The organism is Leuconostoc mesenteroides subsp. mesenteroides ATCC 8293 (assembly GCF_000014445.1).
GTDB classification, from domain to species: Bacteria; Bacillota; Bacilli; order Lactobacillales; family Lactobacillaceae; genus Leuconostoc; species Leuconostoc mesenteroides.
This window is the reverse complement of the sequence record NC_008531.1, coordinates 1,893,646-1,910,897: the sequence shown is the minus strand read 5'-3', so window position 1 is coordinate 1,910,897 and position 17,252 is coordinate 1,893,646. Positions and strand designations below refer to the sequence as shown.

Sequence of the window (17,252 nt, the reverse complement as noted above, 5' to 3'; positions counted from 1 at the left end):
TTTTTAAGAGCGTTCAGCGCTCTTTTTATATCTCAAAAAGCGGTGGCACAACTGTGTGTAAAAGCAACGTGTTACAATAGCTTTATGATAGCAATTCTAACAATTTTAACTTTAGCTATAAGTATTTTTTCTTGGCTACTTTGGCATCAAATCAGGATCAACCCAGCAAGTTTACGACTGGGATTTTATGTATTGATTATTGTGATTTTTTTATTTATTAGTCTGCAGGTGATTCAGTTTCCAAGTATATCAGTTGTTCATATAATTAATGAAGCTAAGCTGTTCGTTAAATGGGGGAATATTGCGGGTCTGTTTTTGGTGATTACACTGGCCTATCACAGTTTTCAAAGTTGGCGTAAATGGCAACATAGCCTGCATCAGTTAGTTTTCCCACTAGTGTTGCTTGTGTATGCTATTGCTGATATTGGCATTTGGCTTCTGAATGATGGGTTTTCAATATCTTTAAAACCCATTCTCGTTGTTATCCCATGGTTGTCACTGTACGTTCTTTGGCAATTTTTACAGTTTATTAGCAGTAGTATCTTGTATGGATTGGTCGTTAAACGACCAATCCATGGTCCGATTGTTGTCTTAGGCGGTGGGTTAGTTGATGGACAATATGTTGGTCGAATTGTTGGTAATCGTATTCAGGCAGCTGTTAAAGATGCAACCAAAATGTCAGAGTACCCAACTATCATTTTTTCGGGTGGTCAAGGGAAAGATGAATTAGTTTCTGAGGCAGAAGCTATGAGAGACTTTGCTGTAAAAAGACTAAATGTTCCCTGTGAAAAGACAATATTGGAAGAACATTCTAGAAATACATATGAAAATTTGAGGAATAGTGCTAAATTAACTAACAGTTCATTCACATTTTATACAAGCGAGTATCATGTTTTTCGTGGTGTTTTACTCGCGAAAAAACAAGGAGTTAATGCGCAAGGCCGAGGAGGGTACACGCAGTTTCCGTACCGTGGTATAGCGTTTTTGAGAGAATTTGCTGGCGTGATGAACTTAAATCCAAAACAGCACATTATATATGGTACTGTGTGGTTTGTTAGCAGTGCGATGGTAATTTTAATTAATTTTATATGAATAAAATATAAAAAATCTTTTTAAATATGGTATATTATTTAGATAGATTTAATGAATTATGGAGATTTATACAGTCTGGGAGAATCTTATGACTATTTTTGGCAAATTAATGTGGTTCTTTAAAGAGCACAAACGACTATATATGTTGGGGCTCACTTTTTTGTTTCTGACAGAAGTATCACAAATGGTGTCCCCAGCGTTAATCGGTCGTTTCACTGATGTGATAGTATCCCGACAAATGACGATGCATCAGCTATTTTTCTATGCTGGTGGTATTTTGCTTTTTTCTGTGTTGATGTACATATTTCGTTATACGTGGATTACACATATTTTCCAAGGTTCGGCACTATTAGAAAAAACATTGCGGCAACAATTGTTTGATCACTATTTGAAAATGGATACTACATTTTATCAGCGTCGACGTACGGGAGATTTAATGGCACATGCGACGAACGATTTGTCAGCAGTGCAGAGAGTGGCATCTGGTGGCGTACTGATGCTAGTTGATTCGATTGTTATTATTATTTTTACGGTTATTTCAATGACCCTTGTGGTTGATTGGCGTTTGACGTTGATTGGTGTTTTACCTTTACCATTATTGGCGGCCGGTGTTTGGTATTTATCACCTAAAATGCGACGTGCATTCACATCATCTCAAGAAGCCTTTTCACGATTATCAAACAAGTCTCAAGAATCGATAGCTGGAATTAAAGCTATTAAAACATTGGGGCAAGAAAAACAAGATGTTGATGCTTTTGATGAGGAAATACAAAAGACGATTCAGATCAATAAAAAGGTAGCCGCCATTGACTCCTTGTTTGGACCAATGGCTACGCTGGTGATGACAATTAGTTATGTTGTGATGATTACTTATGGTGGGTCGTTGGTATTGAATGATTCAATTTCAATCGGGCAGCTTGTCTCATTTTCAACTTATTTAGGGTTACTTGTATGGCCGATGTTTGGTTTAGGGCAGTTGTTTAACGTATTGGAACGTGGTAATGCTTCATATATGCGTGTCCAAGAAATTTTATCTGAAAAATCATCAATTGTTGAAGATGAGCAGGGATATGATAGCATATCACATGGTGATGTTGCTATTCGGATTGATCAGTTTAAATATCCAGATGATCAATCGGAAGTTTTGAAAGATATTTCATTGAATATTCGTGCTGGCGAAACTGTCGGTATTGTTGGGCGTGTTGGTGCTGGTAAAACAACCTTAATCAAGCTGTTGCTGCGCCAGTTTGATGGTTATACTGGTCAAATTAGTTTTGCTGGTAAAAACATTAAAGATTATAAATTAAGTGCGTATCACAGAGCGATTGGCTATGTTGCGCAGGAAAATTTTTTGTTTTCAACAACAGTAAGAGATAATATCCGGTTTGCTGATGTCAATAAATCACAAGAGGAAGTGGAAAATGCTGCTAAAATGGCGGCCTTACATGAAGATATCCTGAACTTTCCGGAGGGATACGATACACAAGTTGGCGAACATGGTGTAAGTTTATCGGGCGGTCAGAAGCAGCGATTGGCTATAGCTCGTGCCTTAATTATCGATCCAGAAATTTTAATTTTAGATGATGCTTTGTCGGCCGTCGACGCACGGACGGAAAAACAAATATTGCATACTTTAAAAACTACCCGGCAAGAGAAAACAACGGTTATTGTTGCTCACAGAATTAGTTCCGTGATGAATGCTAATGAAATTGTAGTCTTTGACCACGGTGAAATTGCTGAACGTGGTCGACATGAAGAACTGATTGCGCAACAAGGATGGTATGCCCAAATGTATGAGCAACAACAATTAGCAACAACGTTTCAACAAAACTTAGAGGGAAAGGGGGATGATGATGACAGAAAAAAATAATTCTGTTTGGGCAAAAAATATTCCTGTTAGAGAACAACTGCATGTTATTTGGACGTTGATTAAAATGGCAAAACCGTTTCGGTCAATGTTTATCGTGGCACTTGTAATTGGCGCGGCTTTTGCGCTATTACAAGCTGCTGCACCACGAGTCATTGCTTACTATATGACGACTTATTTGCATCAAACAAGCAGTGTTCCGCTGAGAATTACGATTAGTTTTGCTGTTTTTGTGGCAGTTATTCGCGTGTTGCAAGCTGTGACAGATGCTTTGAATGCCTACTATTTCACTGTGGCTGGTGAATATGCTTTAGAAGATATGCGATTACGCGTATTTCAAAAGTTACACACATTGGGTATGAAATTTTTCGATGAAATGCCTGCGGGTTCACTGGTAACACGGGTTAATAATGATACGGCATCGTTGACAGATTTTTGGCGATTCTTTATGCAACTTACCTTTGCTGTGATGAGTATGATTGGTGCCTATATTGGCATGTGGACAATTGATGTGCATGCAACCCTCCTTATGATGATTGTTGTACCATTCATTGTGGCTAGTATTATCATTTATCAACGCTTTTCATCACGACTATTTCGCCATATGCGCGAACGTTTGTCGGCATTGAATGCTAAAATTGCTGAAAGTGTCACCGGAATTGATATCATTCAAGAATTTTATCAAGAGGATCGCTTTAAAAAAGAATTCGGCAAAATTAATGGTGAGTACTTTAATGCTCGTTTTAAAATGATCAAGGCTGACGCACTGTTATTAGAACCTATGATTGACATGTTGTTAGGTGGTGCGACGGTTTTAGTTTTATGGTATTTTGGTGAACTTTCCATACAAACAGTTGTCTCAGCAGGTGCTATTTATGCATTTACTACTTATTTAAACAATATTTTTGGCCCCTTGGAAAGTATTATGAATTTATTCAGTCCTTTCCAAGAAGGTTTAGTATCAGGATATCGCATCCTTGGCATCCTCGGTAACGACACTTATGCTCCGGCGCAAAACCCGAATGCTAAGGGAGACATCACTGATGGAAAAATTGAATTTAAGCATGTTAATTTTAGCTATGATGGTCGTCATCCAATCCTAAAAGATTTAACATTTACTGCAAACCCGGGTGATACGGTTGCCTTGGTAGGACATACTGGTTCTGGAAAAAGTTCTACCATTAATACATTAATGCGTTTTTATGACTTTCAATCAGGTGAAATTTTGATTGATGGTCAGGATATTCGTGATATTGCGATGGACAAATTACGCAGCAAAATGGGACTAGTGTTACAAGACCCATTCATGTTCTATGGCGATATTGCGTTTAACATTCGTATGTACAATGACAGTCTTACGGATGAACAAATTAAATTAGCAGCTGAATTTGTGGGTGCCGACGATTTCATAGAAAATTTGGACGGCGGGTATCAAGCTAAAGTACAAGAAGGAGGAAGCAGTTTTTCTGCTGGTGAGAAACAACTGATCAGTTTCGCACGCACAATTGTAGCTAATCCTAAAATATTAATATTGGATGAAGCTACTGCGAACGTGGACACGGAAACAGAAGCAAAAATTCAGAACTCACTGGTTAAAATGCGTCAAGATCGAACCACGATCGCAATTGCCCACAGACTTTCTACTATTAAAGATGCTAATTTAATTTTGGTGCTGGATCAAGGAGAGGTCGTTGAACGTGGAACCCATGATGAACTGCTTGCAGCACGTGGAAGGTATTATGACCTTTATCGATTGCAAGGCGCACAAAGTGGGATAGCGGTATAAGTCAAATATCACAGTGAATGGCTATAACTTCTTGTTATAAAACCTCACATACAGCTTTGACTAAACAGACTAAGTATGCGTAAAATGGTAATTAGAAGAGACTAGTTTTAGATTTTATGTTAGGCTAGTTTTTGCTACCGTGTGCACTGCGGTGTACACGCTCAGAAAAAGGAGAATTAAGTCATGTCAATGATTGAATTTAAAAACGTCGAGAAATATTATGGGAAGTTTCATGCTTTGAAGAACATTAATTTAAAAATTGATGAAGGTGAGACTGTTGTTCTTATCGGTCCTTCAGGGTCTGGAAAGTCAACTTTGATTCGTGCAATTAATGGACTAGAAGAAATACAAGAAGGTAAGCTTCTGGTCAATGGATTTGATTTACATGATCCTAAAACCGATATCAATCGTATCCGTAAAAACGTTGGCATGGTTTTTCAGCACTTTAATTTGTACAATAATAAATCAACATTGGAAAACGTGATGCTTGCACCACGTCTAGTTTTGAAGCGTAGTGAAGACGAAAATAAGTCTACAGCAATGGCTTTGTTGGATAAAGTTGGTTTGGCAGATAAGGCAGCTAATATGCCATCTGAATTATCAGGTGGTCAAAAGCAACGTGCAGCTATTGCTCGTTCACTAGCGATGCAACCTAAAGCCTTGTTGTTCGATGAACCAACATCAGCTTTGGATCCTGAAATGGTTGGGGATGTGTTGGACGTTATGCGTGATATTGCTAAGGACTCATCTATGACAATGCTTGTTGTTACCCATGAAATGAGTTTTGCTAAGGCTGTGGCTGATCGTGTTATCTTTATGGCTGACGGTGAAATTCTTGAAGATAGTACAACCGAAGAATTCTTTAATAATCCTAGAGAACCACGTGCTCAACAGTTCTTGAGCCAAGTTGATCACAAATAAAATTTAGATTTGGAGGAAACGCGTTTTTGGAAGTTTCAGTATCTTATGATATGAAATATTTGAAAATAAAAGCCATTAACGCTCTGTTACTATGGAAAAAGCTAAAAAAAGACAGTTTGGTATCATTGCCACAATCGTTTTAGCTGCTGTTATTGTCCTCGGTTTATTGTGGGCAACTACTGCTGCTAAGAAAAATGAAGAGCATCAAGATACATTACAACGTGTTGAAAAACTAGGGCGAATTATTTGGGGTGTGAAATCTGACACCAAATTATTTGGTTTAATGGACACAAAGACTGGTGTTTCTAAAGGGTTCGACGTTGATATTGCTAAAGCGTTAACAGTTCAGATATCAAAGCAAACCGGTGTTCCAATGTCTGCGGAATTTGTACCAGTGTCTTCATCTTCAAAAATACAATTATTGAAGAATACTAATATTGATGGTACGGTATCAACAATGACAATCACACCTGAACGTGAAAAAATTATTGACTTTACGAATCAATATTTTGATGCCGGACAATCAATTCTGGTTAAAAAAGACTCAGGCATTAAGTCAATTAAAGATATGAACGATTCAAAGTATAAAATCATCGTTGTTGTTGGGACTACGGCTGCCGAAGAAACAAAGAAATTTGCACCAAAGGCCAAGTTGCTAGCTGTTCAGGATTATGCCACAGGTATGCAAGCCCTTAAGGCCGGCCAAGGTCAGGCAATGTCAACTGATAATGCGATTTTGTATGGATTTGCTACAGAAAACCCCGATTATCAAATTGTGGGCGGTACTTTTACCCACGGACCTTATGGTATTGCTTTTGATAATAATCAAGGGCCAATGGTTAGAGAGACGAACAAAGCGCTTGCAACAATTAAGAAAAATGGTACCTATAATAAATTAATTAAGAAGTGGTTCAGCGATGTGCCAGGACTTGATTGGCATGAATTGGAGGCGAAATAATGACGTTATTACAAAATAATTTCCCAACGTTCTTGCAAGGATTCGGATATACTTTACTATCAAGTATTATTGCGCTAATCATTTCTATGATTTTGGGCACGTTCTTTGCTATTTTACAAATTTTGCCACAAAAATGGGCGCAAAAAATTGGTAATGTATATGTGCAAGTATTTCGTAACATTCCATTATTGATTATCACCTTCTTCTTCTTCCTAGTTGTTGCTAAGGTTATCCCAATGAACGGGTTTGCAGCTGGAACCATCGCATTATCATTATATACATCAGCTTTTATTGCTGAAACTGTTCGTGCCGGTATCCTTTCCGTTGATAATGGACAAATGGAAGGGGCGCGTGCTAATGGATTATCGTTTAATCAAAGTATGCGGTACATTGTACTGCCCCAAGCCTTTAAAATAGCACTACCATCACTTGGAAACCAATTCATTAATTTGGTTAAAAATTCATCAATTCTAGCCTTTGTTGGTGGATTGGATTTGATGTATCAAGGAAATATGGTTGCAGCTACTACGTTTGACACTTTTAGCACGTATATCATTGTGGCACTTTTCTATTTGGTAATTACACTGCCATTGAGCTACTACATGCAAAATCTCGAACGCAAACTAAAGCACGCAGCATAAGGAGGACAATATGGTTACATTAGGAATTTTTGACGCCTTTACACCGCAAAACGTCCAATATTTGTTGGGTGGATTAGGCATTACAGTTGGTGTATCAATTATCTCGGTTATTCTAAGTTTTATTGCTGGATCAATCATTGGAATTGTTCAATTTGAACGTATCCCATATTTTTCTAAGTTTGTCGGTACAATTAATAATATTATTCGTAATTTACCGTTACTATTAATTATTTTCTTCGTTTATTTTGCTTTACCAAAGCTAGGCATTCATTTACCTATCTTTTGGGCAACTGTTGTTGCGATGAGTACTTTTGAATCTTCCATGCTCGCTGAAATTGTGCGTGGCGGACTAGAATCAATTGATGAAGGACAGTTTGAAGGTGCACGTGCTAATGGACTAACAAATATCCAGACAATGATCTACATTGTCCTGCCCCAAGCATATAAGAAAATGATTCCACCAATCATTTCACAGTTGATATCATTGGTTAAGGACACAAGTCTTGCTATGGGTATTGTCTTAGCCGAGATGACTTATCGTGGTCAGATTATTTATGCACAAAACTCTACTTATATCATTCCGGTTCTGATTGCGATTACGTTAGTATACTTCTTGTTGAATTATGGCCTATCGTTAATTGCCAAGTGGTTTGATCGTCGCTTAGCCTAAGTACAACTTATAATTTTTAATAAAAGCATGGTTTTCTTTAAAAGAAATGGGTTTCACACGAAATGTGAAGCGTTTAATATATTTCTTTTGTGAAGTAAGAAAACGATGCTTTTTTTATTTTTATTCTAAGCATGCTATAGTTTTGCTGTTGCAATGATTAAAAATTTTGTGACGAATGAGGTGTTTTTTAACACAAAAAAACTTATTAATAGTATAATTTTGTTAGTATTCCTGATATTTTAACGAAATGCAACAAAATATTAAAATCTAATATAAATGAGTTGCAAATGAGAAATTAACATGGTAAACTAAAAAACATCAACATATTAAGTATATCGGGAGGATATATCTTCATGGATACATGGAAAAAATGGGCGATCGGTGCAGCCGTTGTGGTTGTTGCTGGCGCTGGAACGCGTGCTGCCGGTCTCTGGGGTGGTTCGAACGGATCATCAAGTGATACACTCAAGTTTTCTTTTCCGACAGAAATTCAAACTTTAGATATTTCAAAAAATACGGATACTTACTCAGGAACAGTTATTGGTAACACCGGATCTAACCTGCTCCGTGTTAATGCCAAGGGTAAGACTGTTCCAGAATTGGCTAAGTCAGTTAAGGTATCGAAAGATGGATTGACTTATACTGCTACATTGCGCAATGGATTGAAGTGGTCAGATGGATCAAAGCTAACTGCTAAAGATTTCGTTTATTCATGGCAACGTATCGTTAACCCTAAAACAGCTTCGCAATATGCTTACTTGACATCCGGTGTTAAGAACGCGGATGATATTGTTGCAGGCAAGACAAAGGTTAGCGAGTTGGGTGTAACTTCTAAAGGGAATGTGATTACATTTAAATTAGAACGACCAATTCCGCAGTTTAAGTATTTACTGACTTTTGCTAACTTTATGCCACAGAAGCAAAGCTTTGTTGAAAAACAAGGTAAAAAATATGGTACAACTTCAGCTAAGCAACTGTATTCTGGTCCTTATAAGTTTGAAGGTTGGAATGGAACTAATAATAATTTCAAACTTGTTAAAAACGATAATTATTGGGATGCAAAGAGCGTTAAGACAAAGGAAATTGACTATTCCGTTGTTAAGAAGACAGAGACAGCTGTTCAATTATATAAGCAAGGTAAGCTTGACCGTGCGTCAATTTCAACACCAGAATTATATGCTGCTAACAAGAACAATAAAGATAAGGTAAAGGCTCCTGAAGCAACAACAGCCTATATTGAGTATAATCAAACTGGTAAAAATAAGTTCCTAGCAAATACAAAAATTCGTCAAGCTTTGAACTTGGCAACAAACCGTAAAGAACTAGTAGAACAAGTAACTTCTGGCCTATCAACTGCAGCAACTGGTTTAGCACCTCAAGGATTAGCTAAGACGGCTTCTGGCGAAGATTTGGCAAAGTACGTTGCTCCTGGTTACAAGTATGACACTAAAGAAGCGGCTAAATTGTTTGCTGAAGGTTTGAAAGAAGTCGGTGAATCAAGCATGACATTGACAATTACTTCTGATGCTGACAGCGCCAGTGCAAAAACTACTTTGGATTACTTGCAAGGCTCATTACAAAAGGCTTTGCCAGGCTTGAAGGTTGAAGAAAAGTTTGTGCCATTCAAGCAACGTTTATCTGATTCAGAAACGCAAAACTTTGATGCGGTTGTTTCACTTTGGGGCGGCGATTATCCTGAAGGCTCAACTTTCTATGATCTGTTCAAAGATGGTTCTTCATATAACAACGGTCAGTTCAATAATGCTGCGTACACAAAGGCAGTGAACAGAGCAGAAACTACAAATGCTTTGAATGATTCTGCTCGTGATGCGGACTATAAGGAAGCTGAATCAGCTTTGTATAAGCAAGCTAACTTTAATCCACTTTACTTCCGTTCAGGCTATTCATTGGCTCGTCCAAATGTTAAGGGTGTAATTATTAACACAACAGGACTAAATATCGATCTAAAATACGCTTACCGTAAGTAAGAAATTTATGATAGAATTAAACTACATTTAATCAAAATGAGAATTGACGTATGTCAATTCTTATTTATTAGGAAGACAAGACTATGGTGAAATATATTTTAAAGCGATTGGCGCTTCTGATTTTCACGTTATTCTTGGTGATTACTGCTACGTTTTTCTTGATGCAAGTTATGCCAGGAACACCGTTCAATAATCCTAAATTAACGCCGCAAATGATTGCCCAATTAAACAAAGCATACGGATTGGATTTGCCTTTATGGCAACAATACCTGAATTATTTGGTAAATGCCTTTCGTGGTGATTTTGGAACATCCTTCCAATATCAAAATCAAAGTGTCAGCATGTTAATCGGACAACGGTTACCAATCTCAGCCCAGCTGGGTGCCCAAGCACTGGTTATCGGTGTTGTTGCTGGTCTGCTAATGGGTGCAGTATCAGCTCGAAATAAAAATAATAAAATTGATGGCACATTAGGTGTGGTATCAACACTAGGAATTTCGGTTCCAAGTTTTATTTTAGGAATTATTTTCCTATATTTATTTGGATTTAAGTGGCCGCTATTTCCAGTCTCTGGTTGGGGGGATTCATTTTCTCAGTCAGTTTTGCCAACCTTAGCATTAGCTGTTACACCGGCCGCCGTTGTGACGCGCTTTGTCCGTTCAGAAATGATTGAGGCTTTAGGATCAGACTATGTACAGTTGGCACGTGCTAAAGGTCTTAGTGAAAAAGAAATTGTCAATAAACATGCTTATCGTAATTCAATGATTCCAGTTTTGACATTAGTTGGACCGATGGCTGCTGGTTTGTTAACCGGATCAACACTGATCGAAAATATTTTCTCAATTCCAGGCATTGGGCAACAATTCGTCTCATCTATTCCTACAAAAGATTTTCCAGTTATCATGGGTACAACAATTGTTTATGCTGTGATGTTGATGGTAATGATTCTGATTACGGACATTTTGACGGCAATTGTTGATCCACGTGTTCGTTTGCAATAAGGAGGCTCATGATGGCTGCAAATACTGAAGATTTTGTCATCGTTGGCGCACAAAGCTCTGATGCCAACGAACATATTTCCAAGCCAGCACTGTCATTTTGGCAGGATGCTTGGCGTCGTCTGAAATTAAATAAATTAGCGGTTGTATCAATGTGGTTTTTGGTATTTATCCTTGGATTTGCCATTATATCGAATGTTTTTGTGAAGCAAAGTGACGCAAACTCGTTTGATTCTGACAATGTCGGTAAATATAAAAATTTACCACCAAAGTCTGGACTACCAATTCCTGGCTGGAACGGTAAAATAAAATCACCAGGATCAACAGAAGCGACCGATTCATATAGTGATAATAATGTGAAGCAAAACTTTTTGTTTGGTACTGATAACATTGGCCGTTCACTAGGAAAACGTGTTATTGTCGGTATGCGCATTTCTCTATTAGTTGCAATCTCGGCAACAGTCATTGATTTAGTTATTGGTGTGACCTATGGCGTCATTTCTGGATGGAAAGGCGGTTGGGTCGATGTTGTCATGCAACGAATCATTGAAATTCTCTCATCTGTTCCAAACCTAATTGTTGTTACAATGTTTGGTTTGTTACTTGGTAATGGTGTTACATCGATTATAATCGCGATTGCCATTACTGGTTGGTTGAGTATGGCTCGTCAAGTTCGTAATATGACACTTTCTTTGAAAGAACGTGACTATATATTAGCCGCAAAATCATTGGGTGAGAGTTCAACAAAAATTGCTATCAAACATTTGATACCAAATATGGCTGGTACAATTATTGTTCAAATTATGATGACAGTGCCAAGTGCCATTATGTTTGAAGCAATATTATCAGCGATTAACTTGGGTGTTAAACCACCAACAGCATCATTGGGATCACTGATTTCTGATGCACAAAGTATGTTGCAATTCTATCCTTATCAAGTTTTGATTCCTTCCGGTATGTTGGTGTTAATTTCGTTGGCGTTCATTCTATTGGGTGACGGACTTCGTGATGCTTTCGACCCACGTGCGAGTGAAGATTAAGAGGTACATGTATAATGAGTAATCCAATTTTAAAAGTTGAAAATTTACACGTCAACTTCAATACTTATGCTGGTACCGTGCAGGCGATTCGTGATGTTTCATTTGATTTAAATGAAGGTGAAACATTAGCAATTGTTGGTGAGTCTGGATCAGGAAAATCAGTAACAACAAAAACTTTAATGGGACTAAATGCTAAGAATGCCATCATTCCTGATAATAGTCGATTGATATTTAAGGACAAAAACTTATTAGAGTTGAAAGAAGAAGAGTGGCAACACGTTCGTGGTAACGAAATTGCTATGATTTTTCAGGATCCAATGACGAGTTTGGATCCAACAATGAAAATTGGTCATCAAATTGCTGAACCATTGGTTAAGCATCGTGGCATGAAAGAAAAAGAGGCTCTGGCTCGTGCGCTAGAATTGATGAAAGGTGTTGGTATTCCTGATGCCGAAGAACACATCAATGACTATCCACACCAATGGTCAGGTGGAATGAGACAACGTGCGGTTATTGCAATTGCTTTGGCAGCTGATCCTGAAATATTGATCGCAGATGAACCAACAACTGCCTTAGATGTAACCATTCAAGCGCAAATTTTGAACTTGATGAAAGAACTACAGAAAGAATCAAATTCATCCATTATTTTCATCACTCATGATTTAGGTGTTGTTGCTGGCATGGCCAATCGAGTGGCTGTTATGTATGCTGGTAAAATTGTTGAGTATGGCACTGTTGATGAAATTTTCTTCAATCCACAACATCCATATACATGGGGATTGTTGAATTCAATGCCAACAACAGATACTGAAGAAGGATCGCTGCAAGCCATTCCAGGAACACCACCTGATTTGTTGGAACCTCCTGTTGGGGATGCCTTTGCGGCACGTAATCAATACGCATTAGCAATTGATAGTCGTGAGGAACCACCATTTTTCAAAGTTAGTGAGACACACTATGCGGCCACTTGGTTGTTGGATGAACGTGCGCCTAAGGTTACCCCACCAAGACAAATTTTGAATCGTTGGGCCCATTGGCAAGAATTACAAGGGCAGGAGGCTTAATCATGACCGAAGAAGCACCAAAGAAATTGGTTGAGTTGAAAGATTTACAGTTGTATTTTAACAAAGGTAAATCGAATGAAGTTCGTGCTATTGACCATGTCAGTTTTGATATTTATGAAGGTGAAGTATTTGGCCTTGTTGGTGAATCTGGATCTGGTAAAACAACAATTGGTCGTACAATTTTAAAATTATATGAACCAACGGCTGGTTCAATTACATTTGATGGGGAAGATGTCACTAAGTTAAAAGGAAAGCATCTTTCTGAATTTCGTAAGGATTCACAAATGATTTTCCAAGATCCTCAAGCTAGTTTGAATGGACGTATGAAAGTGCGCGACATTATTGCTGAAGGTATCGACGTGAACCATTTAGCGAAGTCCAAAGAAGAGCGTAATGCTAAGGTTCAAGAGTTGTTGGACTTAGTTGGTTTAAACAAAGATCATGCTTCTCGTTATCCACATGAATTCTCCGGTGGACAACGTCAGCGTATTGGAATTGCGCGTGCACTTGCGGTCGATCCTAAGTTCATTATTGCTGATGAACCGATATCGGCGTTGGATGTTTCGATTCAAGCGCAGGTTGTTAATTTGATGAAAGAATTACAAAAGAAACATTCATTAACTTACTTGTTCATTGCTCACGATTTGTCGATGGTAAAATATATTTCAGATCGTATTGGTGTCATGCATTGGGGAAAGCTGCTTGAGATTGGAACGGCAGACGCCGTATATAATCACCCCTTGCATCCATACACGAAAAGTCTATTATCGGCTATTCCGGTACCGGATCCGGAAGTTGAGAATAATCGCCAACATATTGATTACGATTCTAGTGTTGAAACAGACGGCAAAGAACGTACAATGTTGGAAGTTAATCCAGGGCACTTTGTTTTGGCAACTGAAGAAGAAGCCGCAACTTATAAAGTACAACAGAAGTAATATAAAAATCGAACATGCAATATTGTTCGATTTTTATATTTTAATGAAACTAGTATATAATGTTTGTTAACAAATTGAGTGTATTAAATGAGAAGGAGTGATTTAATGGTTCGAATCCAAGATGATTTTTATGAGGCAATAAATGGAGAATGGGAAAAAAAGGCGGTAATTCCATCTGATAAACCTCGCACTGGTGGGTTTAGTGATTTAGCCGATGATATTGAGCAGTGGTTACTGAAAACGACAGCTGACTGGCAAAAAGGGCAAGATTTACCTGATGACGATATTTTGAATAACTTTGTGAAATATCATCGATTGGCATCTGATTTTGCAACACGTGACGAGCTTGGTTCGTCTCCGATACGACCATTTTTGAAGCAATACCAATCCTTTTCGTCTTTTGCTGACTTTGCTTCACACATCGCTGATTTAGAAAAAGCGGGATTACCAAATGCGTTTCCGTTTGGTGTGGAACCTGATTTCAAGGACGCACGTACCAACGTTTTGTGGGCGGGTGGTCTGGATATTCTTTTGCCAGACACAACATACTATGCTAAAGATCATCCACAGGCAAAGGTGTTACTTGCTAAGTTTCGTGAAGAACAAGAGGATTTGTTGCCAAAATTTGGCTTTTCAGAAAGTGAAACTAATGATTTGATTGACAAATATCTTGCATTTGATGCACGGGTTGCGACCGTGGTATTGAGTCAAGAAGAGGGGCACGAGTATGCAAAGCTATACCACCCATATGAGTGGGAAAAGTTTGTCCAATTATCACCGGCGTTACCCTTAAACGATATTTTAAATGAATTGGTTGGTCAGATACCGGATATGGTTGTGGTTCCAGAAGAACGTTTTTGGCAAGCGGCTGATCAATTTTATTCAGAAGAAGCATGGCCATTATTAAAAGCATACCTGCTTGTGGCATTGGTTAATCAATTTACACCATATCTATCGGACGAAATTCGCATCTTGGGAGGAGTCTATCAACGAGCATTAAGTGGTCTTCCTGAAGCGATGAGTCAAGAAAAATCAGCCTTTTATCTTGCATCACGCCCGTTTAACCAAGCAATTGGCTTATATTATGCATCAGAGAAATTTTCTCCTAAAGCCAAAGCTGATGTTGAAGAAAAAGTTGCTTCAATGATTGATGTTTATAAGAATCGGTTGCAGTCGGTACAGTGGCTAAACACAGAAACGCGCAAGAAGGCAGTTACTAAGTTAAATACCATTGTGCCACACATTGGCTATCCAGAAAAGTTACCAGAACGCTTGAAGAAAAAAGTAGTTTCTAGCGATGTAACGTTGTTTGAAACAGCTTTGAAATTTCGAAAGATAGAAATTGCTTATGCTTGGAGTAAGTGGCATCAACCAGTCGATCGTAGTGAATGGCACATGCCGGCTCATTTGGTTAACGCGTATTATGATCCACAGCAAAATCAGATTGTTTTTCCGGCGGCTATTTTGCAAGAACCATTTTATAGCTTGGCACAATCATCTTCGGCCAATTATGGTGGCATTGGCGCAGTGATTGCTCATGAAATTTCTCATGCATTTGATACCAATGGTGCTTCATTTGATGAATTTGGTAGTCTGAATAACTGGTGGACAGACAAGGACTATGAGTCATTCAAAGTAAGGACGGATCAAATTGTTGCGCAATTTGATGGTTTAGACTCATACGGTGCAAAAGTCAATGGTCACCTAACTGTTTCCGAAAACGTAGCAGACTTAGGTGGTTTAGCAGCCGCACTAGAAGCAGCTAAACGTGATGATGACTTCTCTGCAACTGAATTCTTTGAAAATTGGGCTGCCATTTGGCGAATGAAAGCACGACCAGAATATATGAAGTTACTAGCCGCATCAGATCCTCACGGTCCTGCTAAATTACGGGTCAATATACAAGTGAAAAATTTTGATGACTTCTTTGCGACATTTAACGTGAAGCAAGGAGATAACATGTGGCTTGATCCCCAAGAACGTGTACAAATTTGGTGAATTTATTTTTAAATATATGTTACAGTTAAAAAGCGCAAAATGGGCGCTTTTTTTTGATACAATAAAAAAGACTAATTTTGAAGTGAGAGAAATATGTTTCCTGAAAATTTCATACTGTATAGTATACAAATACTACTTGTTGTTGTGATGATAGCAATGATTATAGTTGTTATCAGATCTTATCTGCTCCATAGACAACCCATTTTTAAGCGATTTGGTTTAGGCATGTTGATTGGATTTATAACAGATTTTGGAGATACACTGGGTATTGGTTCATTTGCAACAACAACCGCGGCATTCCGGATGACACATTATATAGATGATGATCGCAAATTACCGGGAACCTTGAACGCGGTTCATGCGATACCAGTAATGTTTCAAGCTTTATTTTTTATTACGGCTGTTAAAGTTGAATTGACAACGTTATTACCTATGACAACAGCTGCAGTGATTGGGGCTTACGCCGGGACCCATGTCACAAAAAAATGGCACGCACCTACGGTACAACGTGTGATGGCTGTAGCGTTATTAATTGCTGTTATTATCATGGTAGTACGTATGATTACTACCCCAGGAAGTAATAATTCAATGGGTGTGCATGGGTTACATGGCTGGTGGTTGATTTTGGGAATTGTTTTCAACTTTGGTATTGGTGTGTTGATGACTATGGGTTTGGGTAATTATGCGCCAGAATTAATATTCTTCTCTTTGATGGGTGTTAATCCCGCTGTTGCTTTCCCTGTAATGATGTTAGATGCAGCATTGATTATGCCTACGACAGCTTTAAATGTAATCAAAATGGATCGGGTATCATGGCGAGGGTTTGCTGGAGTAGCTATAGGTGGTGTTCTAGGTGTGATTGTTGCGGCTAAGTTCTTTACTAGTATGAATGTCGATTTATTAAACAAGTTAATTGTTATTGTAGCTTTGTGGACAATTTTTGGGTTGGTTCGTGATTCTATGAAGAAGAATGTTTAAAAAAATTATGAAAAAGTATTGTCAACGGCCTGATTTTCTGGTATTATAATATAGTTGTTTGAGATATGGGAGTGTAGCGAAGTCTGGCTAAACGCGACGGACTGTAACTCCGTTCCTTCGGGTTCGTAGGTTCGAATCCTACCGCTCCCATTGCCGATAAAAGCTAACGGCAAAATAAATTAGCTATTGCCCCTTCGCCAAGTGGTAAGGCATCGGTTTTTGGTACCGACATGCGCTGGTTCGAATCCAGCAGGGGCAACTAATATAAAAAGGAACTTGGGAGAGTTCCTTTTTTTGTATATAATTATCCATA

Annotated in this window: 14 protein-coding genes and 2 tRNA genes; all 16 read left to right on the top strand. The window is 38.3% G+C overall.

Features of this window, described 5'->3' with window-relative positions; genetic code table 11:
- Window positions 1-84: 84 nt before the first annotated feature.
- The 16 genes from LEUM_RS09440 (at window position 85) to LEUM_RS09365 (ending at window position 17,198) form a co-directional block, all read left to right on the top strand.
- Window positions 85-1,092: a YdcF family protein gene (locus LEUM_RS09440; RefSeq protein WP_011680482.1), complete on the top strand. Its 1,008-nt coding sequence runs from the start codon at window positions 85-87 to the stop codon at window positions 1,090-1,092.
- An 88-nt stretch (window positions 1,093-1,180) separates the two neighbouring features.
- Window positions 1,181-2,962: an ABC transporter ATP-binding protein gene (locus LEUM_RS09435; protein ID WP_011680481.1), complete on the top strand. Its 1,782-nt coding sequence runs from the start codon at window positions 1,181-1,183 to the stop codon at window positions 2,960-2,962.
- Window positions 2,946-4,745, top strand: a complete 1,800-nt coding sequence (locus LEUM_RS09430) for an ABC transporter ATP-binding protein (protein ID WP_011680480.1) — start codon at window positions 2,946-2,948, stop codon at window positions 4,743-4,745. Before LEUM_RS09435 ends, LEUM_RS09430 begins: the two co-directional genes overlap by 17 nt.
- A gap of 183 nt (window positions 4,746-4,928) precedes the next feature.
- Window positions 4,929-5,666 (top strand): amino acid ABC transporter ATP-binding protein, encoded by a 738-nt coding sequence (locus LEUM_RS09425; RefSeq protein ID WP_002815685.1) that lies wholly within the window; start codon window positions 4,929-4,931, stop codon window positions 5,664-5,666.
- A gap of 91 nt (window positions 5,667-5,757) precedes the next feature.
- Window positions 5,758-6,624 carry a transporter substrate-binding domain-containing protein gene (locus tag LEUM_RS09420; RefSeq protein ID WP_011680479.1) on the top strand — a complete coding sequence of 289 codons (867 nt, stop codon included), beginning with the start codon at window positions 5,758-5,760 and terminating at the stop codon, window positions 6,622-6,624.
- On the top strand, window positions 6,624-7,265 hold the full coding sequence (locus LEUM_RS09415; RefSeq protein ID WP_010288921.1) for an amino acid ABC transporter permease: 642 nt from the start codon (window positions 6,624-6,626) through the stop codon (window positions 7,263-7,265). Before LEUM_RS09420 ends, LEUM_RS09415 begins: the two co-directional genes overlap by 1 nt.
- A 10-nt stretch (window positions 7,266-7,275) precedes the next feature.
- Window positions 7,276-7,935 carry an amino acid ABC transporter permease gene (locus tag LEUM_RS09410; RefSeq protein ID WP_011680478.1) on the top strand — a complete coding sequence of 220 codons (660 nt, stop codon included), beginning with the start codon at window positions 7,276-7,278 and terminating at the stop codon, window positions 7,933-7,935.
- A 353-nt stretch (window positions 7,936-8,288) separates the two neighbouring features.
- Window positions 8,289-9,923: a peptide ABC transporter substrate-binding protein gene (locus tag LEUM_RS09405; RefSeq protein ID WP_011680477.1), complete on the top strand. Its 1,635-nt coding sequence runs from the start codon at window positions 8,289-8,291 to the stop codon at window positions 9,921-9,923.
- 83 nt (window positions 9,924-10,006) lie between these two features.
- The gene (locus tag LEUM_RS09400; protein ID WP_011680476.1) at window positions 10,007-10,924 is read left to right on the top strand and encodes an ABC transporter permease; all 918 of its coding nucleotides are present in this window, start codon (window positions 10,007-10,009) and stop codon (window positions 10,922-10,924) included.
- A gap of 11 nt (window positions 10,925-10,935) precedes the next feature.
- Window positions 10,936-11,961 carry an ABC transporter permease gene (locus LEUM_RS09395; protein ID WP_011680475.1) on the top strand — a complete coding sequence of 342 codons (1,026 nt, stop codon included), beginning with the start codon at window positions 10,936-10,938 and terminating at the stop codon, window positions 11,959-11,961.
- 14 nt (window positions 11,962-11,975) lie between these two features.
- Window positions 11,976-13,025, top strand: a complete 1,050-nt coding sequence (locus LEUM_RS09390; protein WP_011680474.1) for an ABC transporter ATP-binding protein — start codon at window positions 11,976-11,978, stop codon at window positions 13,023-13,025.
- A 2-nt stretch (window positions 13,026-13,027) separates the two neighbouring features.
- Window positions 13,028-13,963, top strand: coding sequence for an ABC transporter ATP-binding protein (locus LEUM_RS09385; RefSeq protein WP_011680473.1), 936 nt, complete (start codon window positions 13,028-13,030; stop codon window positions 13,961-13,963).
- Window positions 13,964-14,068: 105 nt separating this feature from the next.
- Window positions 14,069-15,961 carry a M13-type metalloendopeptidase gene (locus LEUM_RS09380; protein WP_011680472.1) on the top strand — a complete coding sequence of 631 codons (1,893 nt, stop codon included), beginning with the start codon at window positions 14,069-14,071 and terminating at the stop codon, window positions 15,959-15,961.
- A 93-nt stretch (window positions 15,962-16,054) separates the two neighbouring features.
- Window positions 16,055-16,939, top strand: coding sequence for a sulfite exporter TauE/SafE family protein (locus LEUM_RS09375; RefSeq protein WP_011680471.1), 885 nt, complete (start codon window positions 16,055-16,057; stop codon window positions 16,937-16,939).
- A 67-nt stretch (window positions 16,940-17,006) separates the two neighbouring features.
- Window positions 17,007-17,089 (top strand) — tRNA-Tyr (locus tag LEUM_RS09370).
- A gap of 37 nt (window positions 17,090-17,126) precedes the next feature.
- A tRNA-Gln gene (locus LEUM_RS09365) sits at window positions 17,127-17,198 on the top strand.
- Window positions 17,199-17,252: the final 54 nt, after the last annotated feature.

What these genes read in the sequence shown, in the direction of transcription:
- LEUM_RS09440 (WP_011680482.1), top strand. Translation starts at nt 85, where the DNA reads ATGATAGCAATTCTAACAATTTTAACTTTAGCTATAAGTATTTTTTCT.
- LEUM_RS09435 (WP_011680481.1), top strand. Translation starts at nt 1,181, where the DNA reads ATGACTATTTTTGGCAAATTAATGTGGTTCTTTAAAGAGCACAAACGA.
- LEUM_RS09430 (WP_011680480.1), top strand. Translation starts at nt 2,946, where the DNA reads ATGACAGAAAAAAATAATTCTGTTTGGGCAAAAAATATTCCTGTTAGA.
- LEUM_RS09425 (WP_002815685.1), top strand. Translation starts at nt 4,929, where the DNA reads ATGTCAATGATTGAATTTAAAAACGTCGAGAAATATTATGGGAAGTTT.
- LEUM_RS09420 (WP_011680479.1), top strand. Translation starts at nt 5,758, where the DNA reads ATGGAAAAAGCTAAAAAAAGACAGTTTGGTATCATTGCCACAATCGTT.
- LEUM_RS09415 (WP_010288921.1), top strand. Translation starts at nt 6,624, where the DNA reads ATGACGTTATTACAAAATAATTTCCCAACGTTCTTGCAAGGATTCGGA.
- LEUM_RS09410 (WP_011680478.1), top strand. Translation starts at nt 7,276, where the DNA reads ATGGTTACATTAGGAATTTTTGACGCCTTTACACCGCAAAACGTCCAA.
- LEUM_RS09405 (WP_011680477.1), top strand. Translation starts at nt 8,289, where the DNA reads ATGGATACATGGAAAAAATGGGCGATCGGTGCAGCCGTTGTGGTTGTT.
- LEUM_RS09400 (WP_011680476.1), top strand. Translation starts at nt 10,007, where the DNA reads ATGGTGAAATATATTTTAAAGCGATTGGCGCTTCTGATTTTCACGTTA.
- LEUM_RS09395 (WP_011680475.1), top strand. Translation starts at nt 10,936, where the DNA reads ATGGCTGCAAATACTGAAGATTTTGTCATCGTTGGCGCACAAAGCTCT.
- LEUM_RS09390 (WP_011680474.1), top strand. Translation starts at nt 11,976, where the DNA reads ATGAGTAATCCAATTTTAAAAGTTGAAAATTTACACGTCAACTTCAAT.
- LEUM_RS09385 (WP_011680473.1), top strand. Translation starts at nt 13,028, where the DNA reads ATGACCGAAGAAGCACCAAAGAAATTGGTTGAGTTGAAAGATTTACAG.
- LEUM_RS09380 (WP_011680472.1), top strand. Translation starts at nt 14,069, where the DNA reads ATGGTTCGAATCCAAGATGATTTTTATGAGGCAATAAATGGAGAATGG.
- LEUM_RS09375 (WP_011680471.1), top strand. Translation starts at nt 16,055, where the DNA reads ATGTTTCCTGAAAATTTCATACTGTATAGTATACAAATACTACTTGTT.